Source organism: Stenotrophomonas sp. KH_036_B, assembly GCF_057839485.1.
The window spans coordinates 845,803-863,006 of sequence record NZ_CM174491.1; the positions used below are offsets into that span (position 1 = coordinate 845,803).

At 68.7% G+C, this 17,204-nt stretch carries 20 protein-coding genes; 12 read left to right on the plus strand and 8 right to left on the minus strand.

Features of this window, described 5'->3' with window-relative positions:
• Positions 1-72 precede the first annotated feature (72 nt).
• From AC3ITN_RS03705 to AC3ITN_RS03715, 3 genes are all read right to left on the minus strand, one after another.
• Positions 73-426, minus strand: a complete 354-nt coding sequence (locus AC3ITN_RS03705) for a DMT family protein (protein WP_313346984.1) — start codon at positions 424-426, stop codon at positions 73-75.
• 71 nt (positions 427-497) lie between these two features.
• Complete coding sequence (locus AC3ITN_RS03710; protein WP_489392118.1) at positions 498-2,984, minus strand: ABC transporter permease; 2,487 nt, start codon at positions 2,982-2,984, stop codon at positions 498-500.
• Entirely contained in the window at positions 2,981-3,580 is a 600-nt protein-coding gene (locus tag AC3ITN_RS03715) for an ABC transporter ATP-binding protein (protein ID WP_313346979.1), read from the minus strand. Before AC3ITN_RS03715 ends, AC3ITN_RS03710 begins: the two co-directional genes overlap by 4 nt.
• 120 nt (positions 3,581-3,700) lie before the next feature.
• Between AC3ITN_RS03715 and AC3ITN_RS03720 the strand changes: the two genes are divergently transcribed.
• The 3 genes from AC3ITN_RS03720 to AC3ITN_RS03730 all read left to right on the plus strand — a co-directional run bounded on the left by AC3ITN_RS03720 (position 3,701) and on the right by AC3ITN_RS03730 (position 6,579).
• Positions 3,701-4,351 carry an arylesterase gene (locus AC3ITN_RS03720; protein ID WP_313346977.1) on the plus strand — a complete coding sequence of 217 codons (651 nt, stop codon included), beginning with the start codon at positions 3,701-3,703 and terminating at the stop codon, positions 4,349-4,351.
• A gap of 89 nt (positions 4,352-4,440) precedes the next feature.
• Positions 4,441-5,154, plus strand: a complete 714-nt coding sequence (locus AC3ITN_RS03725) for a response regulator transcription factor (protein ID WP_313346975.1) — start codon at positions 4,441-4,443, stop codon at positions 5,152-5,154.
• A gap of 153 nt (positions 5,155-5,307) precedes the next feature.
• Complete coding sequence (locus tag AC3ITN_RS03730) at positions 5,308-6,579, plus strand: sensor histidine kinase (protein ID WP_489392119.1); 1,272 nt, start codon at positions 5,308-5,310, stop codon at positions 6,577-6,579.
• 154 nt (positions 6,580-6,733) lie between these two features.
• On the opposite strand, the gene AC3ITN_RS03735 is transcribed toward AC3ITN_RS03730, so the two are convergent.
• Complete coding sequence (locus AC3ITN_RS03735; RefSeq protein WP_489392120.1) at positions 6,734-7,462, minus strand: SGNH/GDSL hydrolase family protein; 729 nt, start codon at positions 7,460-7,462, stop codon at positions 6,734-6,736.
• 275 nt (positions 7,463-7,737) lie between these two features.
• Here AC3ITN_RS03735 and AC3ITN_RS03740 point away from each other — a divergent pair, with 275 nt between their 5' ends.
• The 9 genes from AC3ITN_RS03740 (at position 7,738) to AC3ITN_RS03780 (ending at position 13,851) form a co-directional block, all read left to right on the plus strand.
• Positions 7,738-8,118 carry a diacylglycerol kinase gene (locus tag AC3ITN_RS03740; protein ID WP_313346969.1) on the plus strand — a complete coding sequence of 127 codons (381 nt, stop codon included), beginning with the start codon at positions 7,738-7,740 and terminating at the stop codon, positions 8,116-8,118.
• A 39-nt stretch (positions 8,119-8,157) separates the two neighbouring features.
• Positions 8,158-8,907, plus strand: a complete 750-nt coding sequence (locus AC3ITN_RS03745; protein WP_313346966.1) for a TerC family protein — start codon at positions 8,158-8,160, stop codon at positions 8,905-8,907.
• Between the two features lie 135 nt (positions 8,908-9,042).
• Positions 9,043-9,678 carry a LemA family protein gene (locus tag AC3ITN_RS03750; protein ID WP_489392121.1) on the plus strand — a complete coding sequence of 212 codons (636 nt, stop codon included), beginning with the start codon at positions 9,043-9,045 and terminating at the stop codon, positions 9,676-9,678.
• Positions 9,679-9,688: 10 nt separating this feature from the next.
• Entirely contained in the window at positions 9,689-10,579 is an 891-nt protein-coding gene (locus AC3ITN_RS03755) for a TPM domain-containing protein (RefSeq protein WP_489392868.1), read from the plus strand.
• The gene (locus AC3ITN_RS03760; protein ID WP_489392122.1) at positions 10,579-11,067 is read left to right on the plus strand and encodes a TPM domain-containing protein; all 489 of its coding nucleotides are present in this window, start codon (positions 10,579-10,581) and stop codon (positions 11,065-11,067) included. Before AC3ITN_RS03755 ends, AC3ITN_RS03760 begins: the two co-directional genes overlap by 1 nt.
• 51 nt (positions 11,068-11,118) lie before the next feature.
• A complete protein-coding gene (gene lgt / locus AC3ITN_RS03765) occupies positions 11,119-12,012 on the plus strand; it encodes a prolipoprotein diacylglyceryl transferase (RefSeq protein WP_489392123.1) in 894 nt (297 codons plus the stop codon).
• Positions 12,009-12,803, plus strand: a complete 795-nt coding sequence (locus tag AC3ITN_RS03770; RefSeq protein WP_313346954.1) for a thymidylate synthase — start codon at positions 12,009-12,011, stop codon at positions 12,801-12,803. The genes lgt and AC3ITN_RS03770 overlap by 4 nt, the downstream gene beginning before the upstream one ends.
• Complete coding sequence (locus AC3ITN_RS03775; protein ID WP_313346951.1) at positions 12,800-13,360, plus strand: hypothetical protein; 561 nt, start codon at positions 12,800-12,802, stop codon at positions 13,358-13,360. Before AC3ITN_RS03770 ends, AC3ITN_RS03775 begins: the two co-directional genes overlap by 4 nt.
• On the plus strand, positions 13,357-13,851 hold the full coding sequence (locus tag AC3ITN_RS03780) for a dihydrofolate reductase (RefSeq protein ID WP_489392124.1): 495 nt from the start codon (positions 13,357-13,359) through the stop codon (positions 13,849-13,851). The genes AC3ITN_RS03775 and AC3ITN_RS03780 overlap by 4 nt, the downstream gene beginning before the upstream one ends.
• Positions 13,852-13,928: 77 nt before the next feature.
• Here the strand turns inward: AC3ITN_RS03780 and AC3ITN_RS03785 are convergent, their stop codons facing one another.
• From AC3ITN_RS03785 to pdxA, 4 genes are all read right to left on the minus strand, one after another.
• Entirely contained in the window at positions 13,929-14,939 is a 1,011-nt protein-coding gene (locus AC3ITN_RS03785) for a symmetrical bis(5'-nucleosyl)-tetraphosphatase (RefSeq protein ID WP_489392125.1), read from the minus strand.
• A gap of 13 nt (positions 14,940-14,952) precedes the next feature.
• The gene (apaG, locus tag AC3ITN_RS03790) at positions 14,953-15,336 is read right to left on the minus strand and encodes a Co2+/Mg2+ efflux protein ApaG (protein WP_313346944.1); all 384 of its coding nucleotides are present in this window, start codon (positions 15,334-15,336) and stop codon (positions 14,953-14,955) included.
• Positions 15,337-15,403: 67 nt separating this feature from the next.
• A complete protein-coding gene (gene rsmA, locus AC3ITN_RS03795; protein WP_313346942.1) occupies positions 15,404-16,222 on the minus strand; it encodes a 16S rRNA (adenine(1518)-N(6)/adenine(1519)-N(6))-dimethyltransferase RsmA in 819 nt (272 codons plus the stop codon).
• Positions 16,219-17,199, minus strand: coding sequence for a 4-hydroxythreonine-4-phosphate dehydrogenase PdxA (gene pdxA / locus AC3ITN_RS03800; protein ID WP_489392126.1), 981 nt, complete (start codon positions 17,197-17,199; stop codon positions 16,219-16,221). The genes rsmA and pdxA overlap by 4 nt, the downstream gene beginning before the upstream one ends.
• Positions 17,200-17,204: the final 5 nt, after the last annotated feature.

A 17,204-nucleotide genomic window follows, 5' to 3' on the forward strand; every position in this document is an offset into this window, starting at 1 on the left:
TGCGCTACCGAATGACGGCGATGGAAGGTCAACCGACTAACAGTCGGTTGCTACGGAGTGAGCGCGTTGCGCTCACTCTTTGAACATCAGCAATGCGGCGACCACGATCAGCACGAAGGCGGCGTAGTGGTTCCACTTCAGCGGCTGGTCCAGGTAGAACGCGGAGAACACCGCGAACACCACCAGGGTGATCACTTCCTGCATGCCCTTGAGCTGCGGCGCCGAATACACCGCGCTGCCGAGCCGGTTGCCCGGCACCTGCAGGCAGTATTCGAAGAACGCGATGCCCCAGCTGACCAGGATCACCGCCATCAACGGCGCACTCTTGTACTTCAGGTGCCCGTACCAGGCGAAGGTCATGAAGATGTTGCTGCCCAACAGCAGCAGCACGGGGTACAGATAGGCGGTGAACGACGGGCCGGGCATCGCGGGCGATCTCAGGGGCAGGGGCGGGCAGCATACCTAGGCCCGCCCCATACCGGCGTCATCAACCGCGTTTACGCCTCCCGCAGGGCCAGCGCCGGCGGGGTATGCAGGATCCGCCGCGTCCCCCACCAGCCGGCCAGCATGCTCAGCGCCACGCCCAGGGCGCCGCCGACCAGCAGTGGCCCCCACGGCGGGCTGAGCTGCAGCTCGAACACCTGCCGGGCCACCACGCTGCCCAGCAGGGCGGCCGCGCCCACTGCCAGCAGCGCGGACAACAGCCCCAGCGCGCCGAACTCCACCAGCACTGCCCCACGCAGCTGGGTGCGGGTGGCGCCCAGCGTGCGCAGCACCGCGCTGTCATAACGGCGTTCGCCCGCCGTGGCCTGCAGCGCGGCCAGCAGCACCAGCACCCCCGCCAGCAGGCTGAAGCCCATCACCAGCTGCACCGCCTGGGTCACCCGATCCACCACCTCGCGCACCCGCTGCAGGATGCCGTCGATGTCCAGCAGCGAGATGTTCGGGTACTCGCGCGTCAGCCCGGCCAGCGCCGGTGCCTGGGCGCGCGGCAGGTGGAAGGCGGTGATCAGGTTGTACGGCGCATCGCCTACCGCACCCTCGTTGAGCAGCAGGAAGAAGTTGACCCGGAACGAGTCCCAATCGGCCTTGCGGATGCTGGTCACGGTGAAGCTGCGCTGCTGCTCGCCCATCTGCAGGGTGACCGTGTCGCCCAGCTTCATGCCGTAACGCTCGGCCCAGCCCTGTTCGATGGACGCCTCGGCGGCGGTGCTGCCCGGCGCCCAGTAACGCCCTTCCAGCAGCGTGTTGGCCGGGGGGAAGTCGTGCCGCCACGAGAAGTTGACCGGCCGGTTGGCGTCGTCGTCGTCGTTGCTGTTGTCCTCGCGTGCCTGCCGCTGCGGCGGCGTGTCGTTGACCGCCAGCAGCCGCCCGGTGCTGAACGGTTCGATCCCCGGCGCGGCCACGCCCAGGCGGCCCAGCGCGGTGAGCACCGCCTCGCGCTGCTCGGGCTGGATGTTCATCAGGAAGTAATTGGGCGTATCGCTGGGCAGGCGGTCGCGCCATTGCGCCAGCAGGCCCGGGCCGATCACCGACAGCAACAGCAGCGCGCACAGCGACAGCGACAGCCCCACCAGCTGCATGACGGCCAGCCCGCGGCGACGGGTCAGCGCGGCGAGCCCCAGCTTCCAGCGCCCGCGCAGGCGCGGCTGCACCCCGCGCAGCAACCACAGCAGGGCGGCGCCGGCCGCACCGGACAGCAGCGCCAGCGCGGCCAGGCCGCCCAGCACCCACGCCGCCAGCCGCACGTCGCCGGTGGCCTGCACGGTCAGTGCCACGGTGGCCGCCAGCGCCGCGGCGTACACCAGCAGGGAACTGGGTGGCAGGGTGGCGAAGCTGCGGTTGAGCACGCGCATCGGCGGCACCTTGCGCAGGCGCAGCAGCGGCGGCAGCCCGAAGCCGAGCAGCAGGACCAGACCGATGCCGGCGCCAGTCAGGGCCGGGGTGGCCTGCGGCAGCGGCAACCGGTCCGGAATCAGACCGCCCAAGGCCTGCACCAGCCCAGCCTGCGCGGCCATGCCCAGGCCGATGCCGACCAGGCAGGCGGGTACCGCGAGCAGCACCAGCTGCAGCGCCATGGCGCTGAGGATGTCGCGCTGGCGTGCGCCCAAGCAGCGCAGCACCGCTACCTGGTCGATGCGGCGCAGGGCGAAACGGTTGGCGGCCAGGGCGGTGGCCACGCCGGCCAGCAGGACGGCCAGCAGCGCCGCCAGCGACAGGAAGCGGCCCGCCAGGTCGAATGCGCCGCGTACGCCGCGCTGGGCGTCGGCGATGCCGACAATGCGCAGGCCCTTGGCTTTGGGCTGCAGCCAGGCGCGGAAGTCGGCGATGGCTGCCGGTTCGCCGGCAAACATCATCCGGTAGGACGCGCGGCTGCCGGGGCCGAGCAGGCCCGCGCGGTCCACGTCGGCACGGTTGACCAGCAGCGGCGGTGACAACTGCATCAGCTCGCCGGAGGTGTCCGGCTCGGCCTGCAGCACACGGGTCACCGTGAGCGTGCCGGCGCCGAACTCCAGTGCATCGCCCACCTTCAGCCCCAGCGCCTGCATCAGGCGCGGATCGGCATACGCTTCGCCCACGGCCGGCGTGCCGGCCACTTCGCTGGCGCCACCGGCCAAGGTGCGGCCCACGCGGAGCTCACCGCGCAGCGGGTAGCCGCTGCTTACGGCCTTGATGTTGGCCATCTGGCTCTCATCGCCATGGAACAGCACGCTGGGGAAGCTGACCATGCGCGTACTGGACAATCCGCGTGCACGCGCCTCATCGGCGAAGGCCTCCGGCACATCCTCGCGCCCGCCCAGGCCCAGGTCACCGCCCAGCATCTCCGCGGCGCTGCCGGTGAGCGCCAGCGTGACCCGGTTGACCAGCGTGCCCACGGCCGTCATAACCGCCACGCCCAGCACCAGCGCGGCGAACACGGTCAACAGGTCGCCGGCGAGGAATTCGCGGCGCAACGCGCGCCCGGCATGGCGCAGCACGTTCATGCGTGGATGCCCGCAGCATCGACCAGGCGGCCGCCGTCGAGGCGGTAGATGCGCTCGCAGCGCTGCGCCAGGCGCAGGTCATGGGTGACCAGCACCAGCGTGGTATCGCTGCCGGCATTGAGCGCGAACAGCAGGTCGCTGATCTGCTGGCCGGTGGCCTGGTCCAGGCTGCCGGTGGGCTCGTCGGCGAACAGGATGCGCGGCCGGGCCACGAACGCGCGCGCCAGCGCCACACGCTGCTGCTCGCCACCAGACAGCTGGCGCGGGTAGTGGCGGGCGCGGTGGGTCAGGCCCACCTGTTCCAGCACCTCGCGCACGCGCGCGGCATCCTCGCGTCCGGCCAGCTCCAGCGGCAGCGCGATGTTCTCCTCGGCGGTCAGCGCCGGCAGCAGGTGGAAGCTCTGGAACACGAAGCCGACTTCGCGCGCGCGCAGCTGCGCGCGTGCTTCTTCATCCAGCGTGCCCAGCGTGGCACCGGCCAGCGCGATGTCGCCACGGCTGGGCAGGTCCAGCCCGGCGAGCAGGCCGAGCAGGGTGGTCTTGCCCGAGCCGGACGCGCCGACGATCGCCACGCTTTCGCCTTCATGTACCGTCATGTCAATGTTGTCCAGTATGTGGACTTCACCCTCCGGGCCACGTGCGGACTTGCCCACGTTGTGGGCGGCGATGGCGACGGGCGCGCTGCGGGGGGACAGGCTGTCGATGAGGATTCTCCAATGAACCGAACACTGTGGGAGGGCCGCGCGGCCCGGACGTTCTTGCTGCTGGCATGGTTGCTGCTGTTGCCCGCGCTGGCCTGTGCCAAAGGTCCGGAGACCCGGCACGCGGTGCTGGTGGTCGGCGACAGCCTGAGTGCAGCCCACAATATCCCGGCCGCGTCAGGCTGGGTAAACCTGCTTCAGCAGCGGGTCAAACAACAGGTGACGCCGCCGCCGGCGATCATCAATGCCAGCATCAGCGGCGAGACCACCGCCGGTGCGTTGACCCGCCTGCCGGCGCTGCTGGAAAAGCACCGGCCGTCGGTGGTGGTGATCGAGCTGGGCGGCAACGACGCGTTGCGCGGGCTGACCCCGGTGCAGCTGCGCGCGAACCTGGAGAAGATGATCGTGGCCAGCCAGAAGGCGGGCGCCAAGGTGCTGCTGCTGGGCATCGACGTACCGCCCAACTACGGTCCGGCCTATCGCGACCGTCTGCGCCAGGTCTATGCCGGGCTGGCCAGCCAGTACAAGGTGCCGCTGCTGCCGTTCCTGCTGGACGGGGTGGCGCTGCAGCCGGGGTTGATGCAGTCCGACGGCCTGCACCCCACGGCGGCGGGGCAGCCGCGGGTGCTGGACAACGTCTGGCCCCTGCTCAAGCCCCTGCTTTGATGCGGCTTCCCATCATGCTGTGAGCGGCTTCACACCGCGTCTACCGCCGATACGGCATGTTTCACAAAGCTGAAGAAAGAGGGACTCCCATGCGTCAGACAAAGGAAACCTCCGGCCTGGTGCTGGTGGTCGAGGACAACCGCAATATTTCCGAGATGATCGGTGAATACCTGGAAAGCCGTGGGTTCGAGGTCGACTATGCCCAGGACGGGCTGGACGGCTATCGGCTGGCGGCCGAGAACAGTTACGACGTCGTCGTGCTGGATCTGATGCTTCCGCGCCTGGACGGTATTGAAGTCTGCCGCCGTCTGCGCAACGACGCCCGAAAGTCCACGCCGGTGCTGATGCTGACCGCGCGCGACACGCTCGATGACAAGCTCACCGGGCTGGGCTTCGGCGCCGACGATTACCTGACCAAGCCGTTCGCGATCCAGGAGCTGGAGGCTCGCCTGCGCGCGCTGATCCGTCGCGAGCGTCGCCAGGTGGGGTCGGAAGTGCTCAAGGTCGCCGATCTGGTGCTGGACCCGGTCAGCATGCGCGCCACGCGTGCCGGCACCGAGCTGCAGCTGTCGCCGATCGGGCTGCGCCTGCTCACCATCCTGATGCGCGAATCGCCGCGCGTGGTGACCCGCCAGGAAATCGAACGGGAGATCTGGGGCAACGGCCTGCCGGACTCGGACACGCTGCGCAGCCACCTGTACAACCTGCGCAAGATCATCGACAAGCCGTTCGACCGCCCGTTGCTGCACACCGTGCAGAGCGCGGGCTACCGCATTGCCGATATCGCCCAGCCCATGAGCTGATGCGGTACGGTACGCGGGCCGCATGACGGCGCGGGCGCTTGACGGCGCTGGTAAAGACATTGTCCCGGCACTTGCCGGGACATTGTCGTTTTTTGCACGATGGAATCACGACGCGGTTTCCTATAATCGCGGCCAACCGCCCTGGACTCCGTAATGCCGCACGGTCTGCCGCGCAAGATCCGCATTGTCTTCATCCTGCAGGCCGTCCTGGCCAGCCTGGGCATCCTGCTGGGTGCATGGCTGGTATCGCTGGTGATCAAGCACAGCCTGGTCAGCAGCGCGCTGCAGGAAGAGGCGGCGTACTTCTGGCAGCTGCACGAGGCGTCGCCGGTGCAGCCGCCCCCGAACACGCGCAACATCCGCGGCTACCTGCTGGAAACGGGGCAGTCGGCGCTGAATCTGCCGGCGAACCTGCGCACGCTGGTGCCCGGGTTCCATGAGTTGAAGGCAGACGACCAGCTGGTGCTGGTCGACGCGCGCCCGCAAGGCCGCCTGTACCTGGTGTTCCTGCGTTCGCGCGCGGAGATGCTGGCCTTCTGGTTCGGCATCGTGCCGGTGCTGCTGACGTTGCTGGCGGTCTACGGCGCCTCGTGGATCACCTACCGCGCCTCGAAACGGCTGGTGTCGCCGGTGAACTGGCTGGCGCGGCGGGTATCGCGCTGGAATCCGGGTCATCCGGAAGCGGCGGACCTGGCACCGGACAAGCTGCCGGCGGACATGCAGGGTGAAACCCGCCAGCTGGCGGCGGCACTGCATTCGCTGGCCACGCGGGTCACCGCGCACGTGGCACGCGAACGCAACTTCACGCGGGATGCGAGCCACGAGCTGCGCACGCCGTTGACGGTGATCCGTGTGGCCAGCGACATGGCGCTGGGCGACCAGGACATGACGCCGCGCCTGCGCCGCGGCCTGCACCGCATCCAGCGGGCGGGCCGTGACATGGAGGCGGTGATCGACGCGTTCCTGATCCTCGCGCGCGAGGCGGACGTGGAGCCGCAGATCGAACTGTTCGATGTGGCCGAGATCGTGCGCTACGAAGTGGACAACGCGCGCGAGCTGCTGGCCGGGCGGCCGGTGGAGATCCATCTGCACAGCGCGGCGCCGGTCCAGCTGCATGCGCCGCCGCGGGTGCTGCAGGTGGTGGTCAGCAATCTGCTGCGCAACGCATGCAGCTACACCGACGAAGGCCGCATCGACGTGGACGTGCTGGACGACCGGGTGGTGGTGCGCGACACGGGCATCGGCATGTCGGCCGAGGCGCTGTCGCGCGCATTCGAGCCGTTCTACCGTGCCGAACCGAGCCGCCCGCAGGGCACGGGTCTGGGCCTGTCGATCGTGCGCCGGTTGTGCGATCGCTTCGGCTGGAAGATCGCGCTGACCAGCGAACCCGGGGTGGGGACGCAGGCGACGATTGTTTATCGGTGAAGCGGGTAAGGCGGATAAGGCGGATAAGGCGGATGGTTTGATTGTCTGCTCGCGGGGCGCGGCGGGTACGGCTTCGCGTGACACGCCAACCCACCCCCACCGGCCCAACCCCAGACAAACCAGCCCGCAGCTCCTGCTCTACCGCTTCAACGCTTCAACGCTTCAAACCGCCACCACACTGCACCTTCGGCGCCAACGCCTCCCGCCAGATCGCATAGCCTTCCGGCTGCATGTGCAGCATGTCGTCGCGGAACAGCGACGCACGCGGCTGGCCGTCCTCGCCGAGCATCGGCGTGTAGATGTCGGTGTAGCCCGTGTTGGGCAGCTTGGCCAGCGCCGTCTGGATCAGCCCATTGGCTTCCTTTACCGCCGGCAGCAGGTTCGCGCGCGACGGGCTGGGCTTGATGGAGATGACCTCCACCGTTGTCGTCGGCAGGTCACGGTGCACGCGCTGCACGAAGGCGACCACGTCGTCGCGTACCTGCGCCGGACTGCGGCCGCTGTTGAGGTCGTTGTCGCCCGCGTAGAAGAACACCTTGCATGGCGCATACGGGATCACGATCTGGTCGGCGTACCACGTGCTGTCGCGCACCTCCGAACCGCCGAAGCCGCGGTTGAACACCTTCTGGCCCGGGAAATCGGTCGCCAGGCTGTCCCACATCCGGATCGACGAACTGCCGATGAACTCGATCCCCCCGCGCGGCGGCGGGTTGGCCGCGTCGGCCTTGGCGAAGGCGGCCATGTCACCGGCCCAGGCCACGTTGGAGACCTGCGCCGGCACCTGCGGCGGGGGCGGCACTGGCGCCGTCTTCAGGGCCAGGGCGGGCAGGCTGGCGGTCAGCGCCAGGGCGAGCAGCAGGGGGCGTGTGAAACGCTGGGACATGCAGGACTCCTTCGATACGTCCCCTCATTCTAGGCCCGGCGGCGCCGGCCGTTGGCCGCCCCGACCGGCCACGGCAGCGATCCGGGCGAGCGCCAGCGGCCCGCATCCCGGTCCCGGGAGGACCCATGGGCAGGGGGGGCGGGCCGAACGCGCGGGCCATTTTCCCGCCTTGTGGCAAAATGGAGGATTGACTGCCCATTCAGCGATGCCCATGACTGTCAGCCACGTCCTGCCCCCCTCGTCCCGGTCCACCCGCCCCTGCGGAGCGTGCGCCCGTGGCTGACGAAACCGGACACCTGCCGCGTGGCCCCCGGCGCATCTTCAAGGCGGCCGTGTGGTCCTGGCAGGGCCTGCGCGCCGCCTGGCTGCACGAGTCGTCGTTCCGGCTCGAGGTCTACCTGCTGATCGTGCTTGCCCCGCTCGCACTGTGGCTGGGCCAGAGCCCGGTCGAGCGTGCGCTGATGATCGGCTCGATGCTGCTGGTGCTGGCCATGGAACTGGCCAACTCCGCCATTGAGGCGGTGATCGAACGCTACGGTGCCGAATTCCATGAAATGGCTGGCCGTGCCAAGGACATGGGTTCGGCGGCGGTGTTCGTGCTGATGATGAACGTACTGCTGTGCTGGGGCCTGGTGCTGGCCCCGCAGATTTTCTGACGCGCACCGCGCGCCATTCCCCCTTGTAAGGATGTATCCATGTTCCTTGAGCTGCTGTCCGATCCCAACGTCTGGTTGACCCTGCTGACCCTGAGCGCGCTCGAGATCGTGCTGGGCATCGACAACCTGGTCTTCATCTCCATCGCCGTGAGCAAGCTGCCCGAGGCGCGCCGCCCGTTCGCGCGCAAGCTCGGCATCGCGGTGGCCTGCATCACCCGCATCCTGCTGCTGGTGTCGCTGGCCTACCTGGCGCACATGGAAGCCAACCTGTTCACCGTGGCCGGCATGGGCATCTCCATCCGCGACCTGGTGCTGATCCTCGGCGGCCTGTTCCTGATCATCAAGGGCGGCATGGAAATCCGCGAGCTGATCACCGGCGGCGAAGACGAGGATCCCACCACCACCAAGGCCTCGGCCGTGTTCGGCATGGTGATCCTGCAGATCGCCATCATCGACATCGTGTTCTCGCTGGACTCGGTGATCACCGCCGTCGGCATCGCCGACCACGTCCCGGTGATGGTCGCGGCGATCCTGCTCTCGGTCGCGGTCATGCTGCTGGCGGCCAACCCGCTGGGCCGCTTCATCGACGCCAACCCGACCGTGAAGATGCTGGCCCTGGCCTTCATCCTGCTGATCGGCGCCGTGCTGATCCTCGATGGTCTGGAGGTGCATGTGCCCAAGCCCTACATCTACGCCGCCATGGGCTTCTCGGTGCTGGTGGAATGGCTGAACCTGCTGATGCGCCGCCGCGCCGTGGCCCACCACGTGCCGGGTGCCGGCAATTGGTAAGTTGAGTAACGCGTACCGACCCACGGATCGGTACCCACCGGGGCCGGCCTTCGAGTCGGCCCCGCGCCGTTACGGGGTATTAACCCCTATTCATGGCATTCTCCGGCTCCCGACCACCCCGATCCGGATCCGGCCATGCGTATGTCCTCCCGACTGATGTTGCTGGCCCTGCTGGCCAGCCTGTTGTCTGGCTGCGGGTACAACTCGATCCAGCAGAAGGATCAGCAGGTCAAGGCCGGCTGGTCTGAAGTGCTCAACCAGTACAAGCGCCGTGCCGACCTGATTCCCAACCTGGTGCAGACCGTGGAAGGCTATGCCAACCAGGAGCGCCAGGTGCTCACCGACGTCACCAACGCCCGTGCCCGCGTCGGCCAGGTCAACGTCAACGCCGACGATGCCGAATCGCTCAAGCAGTTCCAGCAGGCGCAGGGCGAGCTCAGCGGTGCGCTGTCGCGGCTGCTGGTGGTCACCGAGAATTACCCGAACCTGAAGTCCGACCAGGGCTTCCGCGACCTGCAGGCGCAGCTGGAAGGCACCGAGAACCGCATCACCGTGGCCCGCGGCCGCTACATCCAGCAGGTGCAGGACTACAACACCTACATCCTCTCGTTCCCGCAGCTGATCACTGCCAAGCTCTTCGGCTACAAGGAAAAGCCGAACTTCGCGGTGGAGAACGAAGCGCAGATCTCGCAGCCGCCGGCGGTGAAGTTCGGCACGCCGGCCCCGGCGCCCGCGCCGCAGCCGCAGCCGCAGCAGGCGCCGGCGCAGTAACCGGGTGAACATCCGCCTGCTGCTGCGCGTGCTGCTGCTGTTGAGCCTGGGCCTGGCCGCGTCGGCCTGGGCGCAGGCCGACGCGGCGATTCCGCCGATGTCTTCGCCGGTGGTGGACACCACCGGCACCCTCGATGCCGCGCAGACCCAGGCGCTGGAGGCGCAGGCGGTGGCGCTGCAGCAACGCAAGGGCAGCCAGCTGCAGATCCTGATGGTGCCCAGCACCCAGCCGGAAACCATCGAGCAGTACACCCAGCGGGTATTCGACCAGTGGAAGATCGGCCGGCAGGGCGTCGATGACGGCGTGCTGCTGGTGGTCGCCAAGGACGACCGGCGGGTCCGCATCGAGCCGGGCTACGGCCTGGAGGGCGCGATCCCCGACGCGATCGCCAACCGCGTGATCCAGGAATACCTGGCCCCGCACTTCCGCAGCGGCGACTACGCGGGTGGACTGGTCGACGGCAGCGCCGCGCTGGTCAAGTTGATCGATGGCGAGGAACTGCCGCCGCCGGTCAGCGACAACCGCGCCGCGCGCGGAACCGGTGGCGACGGCTTCAGCCTGGCCCTGGTGATCGGTTTCTTCGTGGGCACCTTCGCCCGTGCGCTGCTGGGCTGGCTGCCGCGCCCGGTGCGCGCGCTGCTGGGCGGCGGCGGGGCCGCCGTGGCCGCGTTCCTGTTCACCTCGTTGTGGCTGGCCAGTGGCCTGGCCGGGCTGATCGGCCTGTTCGTCGGTTTCTCGTCCGGCCGCGTGGGCCGTTTCGCCCGTAACAGCGGGTGGGGCGGGGGCGGCTTTGGCGGCGGCGGATGGGGCGGCGGCGGTGGCTTCGGCGGCGGAGGCGGTGGCGGCTGGGGTGGCGGCGGTGGACGTTCCGGAGGCGGTGGCGCCTCGGGAGGCTGGTGATGCGCGGCTGGCGCCATCTGTTCGCACCGTCGCTGCGGCGCACCTTCCCGCCGGCCAGTCTGCAGGCGATCACCGATGCAATTGCTGACGGCGAGCGCCGTCATGGCGGCCAGGTGATGTTCGCAGTGGAAGCCGACCTGCCGCTGCTGGCCCTGTGGCGGGGCGTCAGTGCCCGCCAGCGCGCCGAACAGGCCTTCGCCCAGCTGCACACCTGGGATACCGAGCAGAACAACGGCGTGCTGGTCTATCTGCTGCTGGCCGACCACGCCATCGAGCTGGTGGCCGACCGCGGCCTGCGCGGCAAGGTGGGCGAGCAGGAGTGGAAGGCGGTCTGCGGGCACATGCAGCAGCAGCTGCGCGAAGGTGCCCTGCAGGACGCGGTGTTGCTGGCCATCGCCGAGGTATCGGACCTGCTGGCCGGGCACTATCCGCCCGGTACCGGGTCCAAGGATGACGCCCTGCCGAACGCGCCCCAACTGATTGGTTGAGGTAGGGCGGCGCTGGCCTGAGAATAGCCGCTTACCTGCAAGGCATCGCCCATGATCTATTTCCACGATATCGACCCCATCGCCATCTCGCTTGGGCCGATCAAGGTGCACTGGTACGGCATCATGTACCTGCTCGGCTTCACGGCGGCCTGGTGGCTGGGGCGCCGGCGGATCGCGGCCGGGCGCCTGCCGGGTGTGGATGCCAACGGGTTCTCCGACCTGCTTTTCTACGCGATGCTGGGCGTGGTGGTCGGCGGCCGCGTGGGCTACATGCTGTTCTATGCGCTGTCGGACTTCCTGCACAACCCGCTGCTGCTGTTCAAGGTGTGGGACGGCGGCATGAGCTTCCACGGCGGCCTGCTCGGCGTGCTGTTCGCCTCGTGGTGGTGGTCGCGCAAGCAGCGCCTGCACCTGGGCGACACCATCGACTTCATGGCGCCGCTGGTGCCGTTGGGGCTGGGTTTCGGGCGCATCGGCAACTTCATCGGCGCCGAGCTGTGGGGCAAGTACACCGACGGCACCTGGGGCGTGGTGTTTCCCAGCGGCCTGCCGGCGCCGTTGAACCAGCTGGACATGCCGGCGCTGCGCGAGCAGTTCGCCAGCGGCGCACTCAATCAATTTGCCCGCCACCCCTCGCAGCTGTATGAAGCGCTGCTGGAAGGCCTGGTGATGTTCGTGGTGCTGTGGGCGGTATCGGCCAAGCCACGCCACCGTTACGTCATCTCCGGCCTGTTCGCGCTGATGTACGGCGTGTTCCGCTTCGCGGTGGAATTCGTGCGCATGCCCGACAACGGCGTGTACCTGGCGTTCGACTGGTTCACCCGGGGCCAGCTGCTGAGCCTGCCGCTGGTGGCCTTCGGCCTGGTGCTGCTGGCGCTGTCGCGCCGCGCGCCGGTGCTGCAGCCGGTGCTGCCGCCCACCACGCCTGCCGGGAGCAAGGCATGAAGGCCTACTTGGACCTGCTTGCGCATGTGCTGGAACACGGCACCGAAAAGGCCGATCGCACCGGCACGGGTACGCGCAGCGTGTTCGGCTGGCAGATGCGCTTCAACCTGGCCGATGGCTTCCCGCTGGTCACCACCAAGAAGCTGCACCTGCGCTCGATCATCCATGAGCTGCTGTGGTTCCTGAAGGGCGATACCAACACTGCCTACCTGAAGGAGCACCAGGTACGCATCTGGGACGAGTGGGCCGACGCCAACGGCGACCTCGGCCCGATCTACGGCAAGCAGTGGCGCAGCTGGGCCACGGCCGACGGCGGCAGCATCGACCAGATGCAGTGGCTGGTGGACGAGATCAAGCGCAACCCGGATTCGCGGCGGCTGGTGGTCAGCGCGTGGAATGTGGGCGAGCTGTCGCAGATGGCGTTGATGCCCTGCCACAACCTGTTCCAGTTCTACGTGGTGGACGGCAAGCTCAGCTGCCAGCTGTATCAGCGCAGCGGCGACATCTTCCTGGGCGTGCCGTTCAACATCGCCAGTTACGCGCTGCTCACCCACATGGTGGCGCAGGCCACCGGGCTGGGCGTGGGCGATTTCGTGCACACGCTGGGCGACGCGCACCTGTATTCCAACCACTACGAGCAGGCCCGCGAGCAGCTCTCGCGCGAACCGCGCGCGCTGCCCACGCTGTGGTTGAATCCGGCGGTCACCGACCTGTTCGGTTTCCAGTTCGACGACATCCGGATCGATGGCTACGACCCGCACCCGGCGATCAAGGCGCCGGTGGCGGTATGAGGCCGTTCGCAGGCCTGGCGCTCGGCTTGGCGCTGGCGGCGTTGCTTCCGCTGACGGTGCAGGCGGCGACGCCCTCGGCGGCGCTGGCCGCACAGGTCAACGCCCAGATCGTACAGCGGGAGGTGAACGAAGGCGTGGCCGCCATGGCCGGTGCCTCCGGTGCGGGGCTGATGCCGCGTGACCTGCCGGCCGGCTGTGAGCCGGCCATGCGGTCGGCGGTGGCGGGCATGTCCGCTCAACTGGTGCGCTTCATGCAGGCGGCGTTCAATGACCCGACCTACCAGCGCGCGTTCGAGCAGCAGTTGGCTCAGGCCTACACGGCGGAACAGCTGCAGGGGTTCCTCGATCGCCGGGAGGCCGGCGATCTGGATGGGCTGAGTGCCGACGTGATGTCCGCCCCCGGCCTCCAGGCGGCGCAGGACGCGCACCTGGCCAAGCTGACCGATGTGGCCGACGCGTCCATGGACGCCGACCCGGGCGTGCAGAAAGCGCTTGCGGCGGTACGCGGCGCGCAGGAGCGTTGCGACGCGCTGCGGATGGAAGCCGCCCAGGAATGAAACTCTCGTTGATCGCCGCGCTCGACCGCGACCATGGCATCGGCCATGACAACCAGCTGCCCTGGCAGTTGCCCGACGACCTCAAGCGCTTCAAGGCGCTCACGATCGGCAAGCCGATCCTGATGGGCCGCAAGACGGCCCAATCGCTGGGTCGCGCACTGCCCGGTCGCCCGAACCTGGTGCTGACCCGTTCGGGCCAGGTGCCGTTCGAGGGCATGCAGGCGGTGGCGTCCATCGACGAGGCGCTGCAGTTCGCGGCGGCCGCGGGCGCAGACGAGCTGTGCGTGATCGGCGGTGGCGAGATCTACCGCCTGGCCTTGGCGCAGGCCACGGACCTGCACCTGACGTGGGTGGCCACGCAGGTACAGGCCGACACGCACTTCCCGCCGGTCGACCCACAGCAGTGGATCGAGACAACCCGCGAACACCACCCGGTCGACGCGAAGCACGCGTTTGCATTCGCCTTCGTGGATTACGTGCGGAAGTCGTAAGGCCAACGCCAACGCCGTGGTCTGCGAGTGCCGCCGGCCCAGGCCCGACACATTCGCAGACGAGAGCTCCAGGACTTCTACGCGGTGGTGGGCGTGTTGTTGCCTTCGCTGCCCGCGGGTTCGCGGGGCTGGCGAGGCTGCTGCTGCGGGCGCTGGCCGCGGTTGCGCGGTTGCCCGTCGCGTTGGCGCGGGGGGCGGCCGTTGCCGGGCGAGGTGCCTTCGGCAGCCGGACGGCGGGCCGGTGGGCGTGGGGGTGTGGCCGGCTTGGGTACGTCGCGGCCGGGAACCTGGACCACGCGCAGCTCCTCGGTATCGAGCTGCAGCGCCGTGAGCTTGCCGCCCCAGACCGCGCCGGTGTCGATCGCGTGCACGCCCTGGGTGATCGTCAGACCCAGCGCCGACCAGTGGCCGCACACGATCTTCAGATCGCGTTCGACCCGCCCCGGCACTTCGAACCAGGGATAGAGGCCCTGTTCCTGCGTGCCCGGCGTGCCCTTGTCTTCGATCCCGATCCGCCCGCGCGGCGTGCAGTAGCGCATGCGCGTGAGCAGGTTGATGATCGCGCGCGAACGGTCGTAGCCCGCCAGCCCGGGCGACCAGCCCGGCTTGTCGCCGTACATGTTGCGGAACAGCTTGCGGTAGCCGCTGCCGTGCAGCTGCGCCTCCACCTCGCGCGCGTGCTTCTCGGCCAGCTGCGTGGTCCACTTCGGGGCCAGCCCGGCGTGCACCATCATCCAGCCCAGCTCGCGGTCCACGTGCACCAGCTTCTGCAGGCGCAGCCACTCCAGCAGCTCGTCGCGGTCCTCGGCCTGCACGATGCGCAGCAGGTCCGGGTTGACCTTGCGCTGCTCTTCCTCGGTGCGGGCACCGACGGCCAGCAGTGACAGGTCATGATTGCCGAGCACCACCACGCTCTGGTCGCGCAGCGAATGCACCAGCCGCAGGGTTTCCAAAGATTGTCCACCGCGGTTGACCAGGTCGCCACAGAACCACAGTGTGTCCACCGCCGGGTCGAAGCGGATCTTCTCCAGCAGGCGCTGGGTGACGTCGTAACAGCCCTGCAGATCGCCGATGGCCCAGACACTCATGCGTGCGCCTCCATCAGTGCAGTGTGCGCGGAACGGTCAGCACGAACGGCGCGATGGGCGCGGCGAACTCGGTGCCATCGTCGGCGACCATGTCGTAATGCCCCTGCATCGTGCCGTGTTCAGTTTCCAGCATGACACCGGAGGTGTAACGGAAGTCTTCACCCGGGCGCAGCCGGGGCTGCTCACCGATCACCCCGTCGCCGTCCACGTGCTCCACGCGCCCATTGCCGTCGGTGATCCGCCAGTGGCGGGCCACCAGACGCGCCGCGACGCGGCCCTGGTTGTGGATGCGGATCGTGTAGGCGAACGCAAAGCGCCCGTCCTCGGGAATGGACTGGTCATCAAGGAAACGCGGGGCGACCTCGACCGAGATCGCATAGTTTGCAGCGTCGTTCATGCAGGCAGTTTAGAGGGTGTTGTGCAGTTTGAGGTGAGCGCCGGTGGGACATGCCACGTTGGCGGCGCTACTCGACCGGTGCAACCGGTACGTTGGCCAGGGCAATGAACTGCGCGACGTCCAGCTGCTCGGCGCGTGCATCGCTGCGCACCCCGGCGGCCTCGAACTGCTCGGCGCTGATCACGCCGTTGAGGGCATTGCGCAGCGTCTTGCGACGTTGCCCGAAAGCGGCGCGGACCACGTCGGCAAAGCGCTTGCGATCATGGATGTCGACCGTGGCCGGGTCGCGCGGCACCAGCCGCACCACGGCGGAGTCCACCTTGGGCGGCGGCCGGAACGCGCCCGGCGGCACCACGAACAGCGAGGTGACCTTGCACCACGCCTGCAGCATCACGCTCAGGCGGCCATACACCTTGCTGCCAGGTTCGGCGGCCATGCGGTCGACGACCTCCTTCTGCAGCATGAAGTGCATGTCGCGGATGACCGCGGCGTGCTCCATGGCATGGAACAGGATCGGCGAGGAGATGTTGTAGGGCAGGTTGCCGACCAGGCGGATCTGGCCGTCGCCGGCCAGCTCGGTGAAGTTCACCTGCAGCACGTCGCGGTGCACGATGGTCAGCTCGCCCAGTGGTGCGGCGGCGGCCGTCAGCGGTGCGATCAGGTCACGATCGAACTCGATCACGGTCAGGTGCGGATGGCGGCGCAGCAGCGGCAGGGTGATGGCGCCCTGGCCCGGGCCGATCTCGACCAGGCGGTCGTCGTCCTTCGGGTTGACCGCCAGGACGATCTTGTCGATGTAGCTGCGATCGGCCAGGAAGTGCTGGCCGAGCTGCTTTTTGGCCGGCGCGGTGAATCCGGCGGCAGAGGGGGAATACGGGGAAGTCATGGCGCCATCTTACGTTGCCGCGCCAGCCGGGCACACAGCCCGGTGGCAGCGAGGAGACTGGAGGGATCGGCCAGGCCACGCCCGGCCAGGTCCAGCGCGGTGCCGTGGTCAACCGCCACCCGGGGGTAGGGCAGACCCAGCGTGATGTTGACGGCCTGCTCGAAACCGCTGTACTTCAGCACCGGCAGGCCCTGGTCGTGGTACATGGCCAGTACCGCGTCGAACCCGGCCAGTTTGGCCGGCAGGAAGGCGGTATCGGCCGGAAGCGGGCCGACCAGGTCCATGCCGGCGGCGCGCAGGCGCTCCAGCAGCGGGATGATCAGGTCCAGTTCTTCGCGGCCCAGGTGGCCGTCTTCGCCGGCATGGGGGTTCAGTCCCAGTACGGCGATGCGCGGCGCGGCGATGCCGAACTGGCGGTGCATCGCGTCGTGCACGATGCGCAGTGTGCGGCCGAGGCCGTCGGCCGTGATCGCATCGGCCACCGCGCGCAGGGGCAGGTGGGTGGTGGCCAGGGCCACCCGGACGATGTCGTTGGCCAGCATCATCACCACCTCGACCCCGGCCTGGTCGGCCAGCAGTTCGGTGGTGCCGCTGTACGCAATGCCGCCCTGGTTGATCACCGCCTTGTGCACCGGCCCGGTGACCACCCCGTCCAGTGCGCCGGACAGGCAGGCCTGGCCGGCCTGCAGCAGCGCGCCGATCACCGCGCTGGCGTTGGCCGGATCGGCCTGGCCGAAGCGCGACGGGACCGCATTGCGCACGTCGCGCAACGGCAGATCGCCCGGCTGGCGGGCGATGGCATCTTCAGGCAACAGTGTGAGCGGCAGCGACAGCGCGGTGGCAGCGGCGCGCAGCGTATCCGGGTCGGCGAATGCCAGCAGCCGGCAATCGGTGCGCGGCTGCTGGATCAGGCGAAGGCAGAGTTCCGGGCCGATCCCAGCGGGCTCGCCCGGTACCAGAGCGAGCTGCGGGATCATCTGGC

Coding starts and splice junctions, on each gene's coding strand:
- AC3ITN_RS03705 (WP_313346984.1), bottom strand. CDS start 426: ATGCCCGGCCCGTCGTTCACCGCCTATCTGTACCCCGTGCTGCTGCTG.
- AC3ITN_RS03735 (WP_489392120.1), bottom strand. CDS start 7,462: ATGTCCCAGCGTTTCACACGCCCCCTGCTGCTCGCCCTGGCGCTGACC.
- AC3ITN_RS03730 (WP_489392119.1), top strand. CDS start 5,308: ATGCCGCACGGTCTGCCGCGCAAGATCCGCATTGTCTTCATCCTGCAG.
- AC3ITN_RS03710 (WP_489392118.1), bottom strand. CDS start 2,984: ATGAACGTGCTGCGCCATGCCGGGCGCGCGTTGCGCCGCGAATTCCTC.
- AC3ITN_RS03775 (WP_313346951.1), top strand. CDS start 12,800: ATGAGGCCGTTCGCAGGCCTGGCGCTCGGCTTGGCGCTGGCGGCGTTG.
- apaG (WP_313346944.1), bottom strand. CDS start 15,336: ATGAACGACGCTGCAAACTATGCGATCTCGGTCGAGGTCGCCCCGCGT.
- AC3ITN_RS03750 (WP_489392121.1), top strand. CDS start 9,043: ATGCGTATGTCCTCCCGACTGATGTTGCTGGCCCTGCTGGCCAGCCTG.
- AC3ITN_RS03745 (WP_313346966.1), top strand. CDS start 8,158: ATGTTCCTTGAGCTGCTGTCCGATCCCAACGTCTGGTTGACCCTGCTG.
- rsmA (WP_313346942.1), bottom strand. CDS start 16,222: ATGACTTCCCCGTATTCCCCCTCTGCCGCCGGATTCACCGCGCCGGCC.
- AC3ITN_RS03770 (WP_313346954.1), top strand. CDS start 12,009: ATGAAGGCCTACTTGGACCTGCTTGCGCATGTGCTGGAACACGGCACC.
- AC3ITN_RS03715 (WP_313346979.1), bottom strand. CDS start 3,580: ATGACGGTACATGAAGGCGAAAGCGTGGCGATCGTCGGCGCGTCCGGC.
- AC3ITN_RS03785 (WP_489392125.1), bottom strand. CDS start 14,939: ATGAGTGTCTGGGCCATCGGCGATCTGCAGGGCTGTTACGACGTCACC.
- AC3ITN_RS03720 (WP_313346977.1), top strand. CDS start 3,701: ATGAACCGAACACTGTGGGAGGGCCGCGCGGCCCGGACGTTCTTGCTG.
- pdxA (WP_489392126.1), bottom strand. CDS start 17,199: ATGATCCCGCAGCTCGCTCTGGTACCGGGCGAGCCCGCTGGGATCGGC.
- AC3ITN_RS03725 (WP_313346975.1), top strand. CDS start 4,441: ATGCGTCAGACAAAGGAAACCTCCGGCCTGGTGCTGGTGGTCGAGGAC.
- AC3ITN_RS03760 (WP_489392122.1), top strand. CDS start 10,579: ATGCGCGGCTGGCGCCATCTGTTCGCACCGTCGCTGCGGCGCACCTTC.
- AC3ITN_RS03780 (WP_489392124.1), top strand. CDS start 13,357: ATGAAACTCTCGTTGATCGCCGCGCTCGACCGCGACCATGGCATCGGC.
- lgt (WP_489392123.1), top strand. CDS start 11,119: ATGATCTATTTCCACGATATCGACCCCATCGCCATCTCGCTTGGGCCG.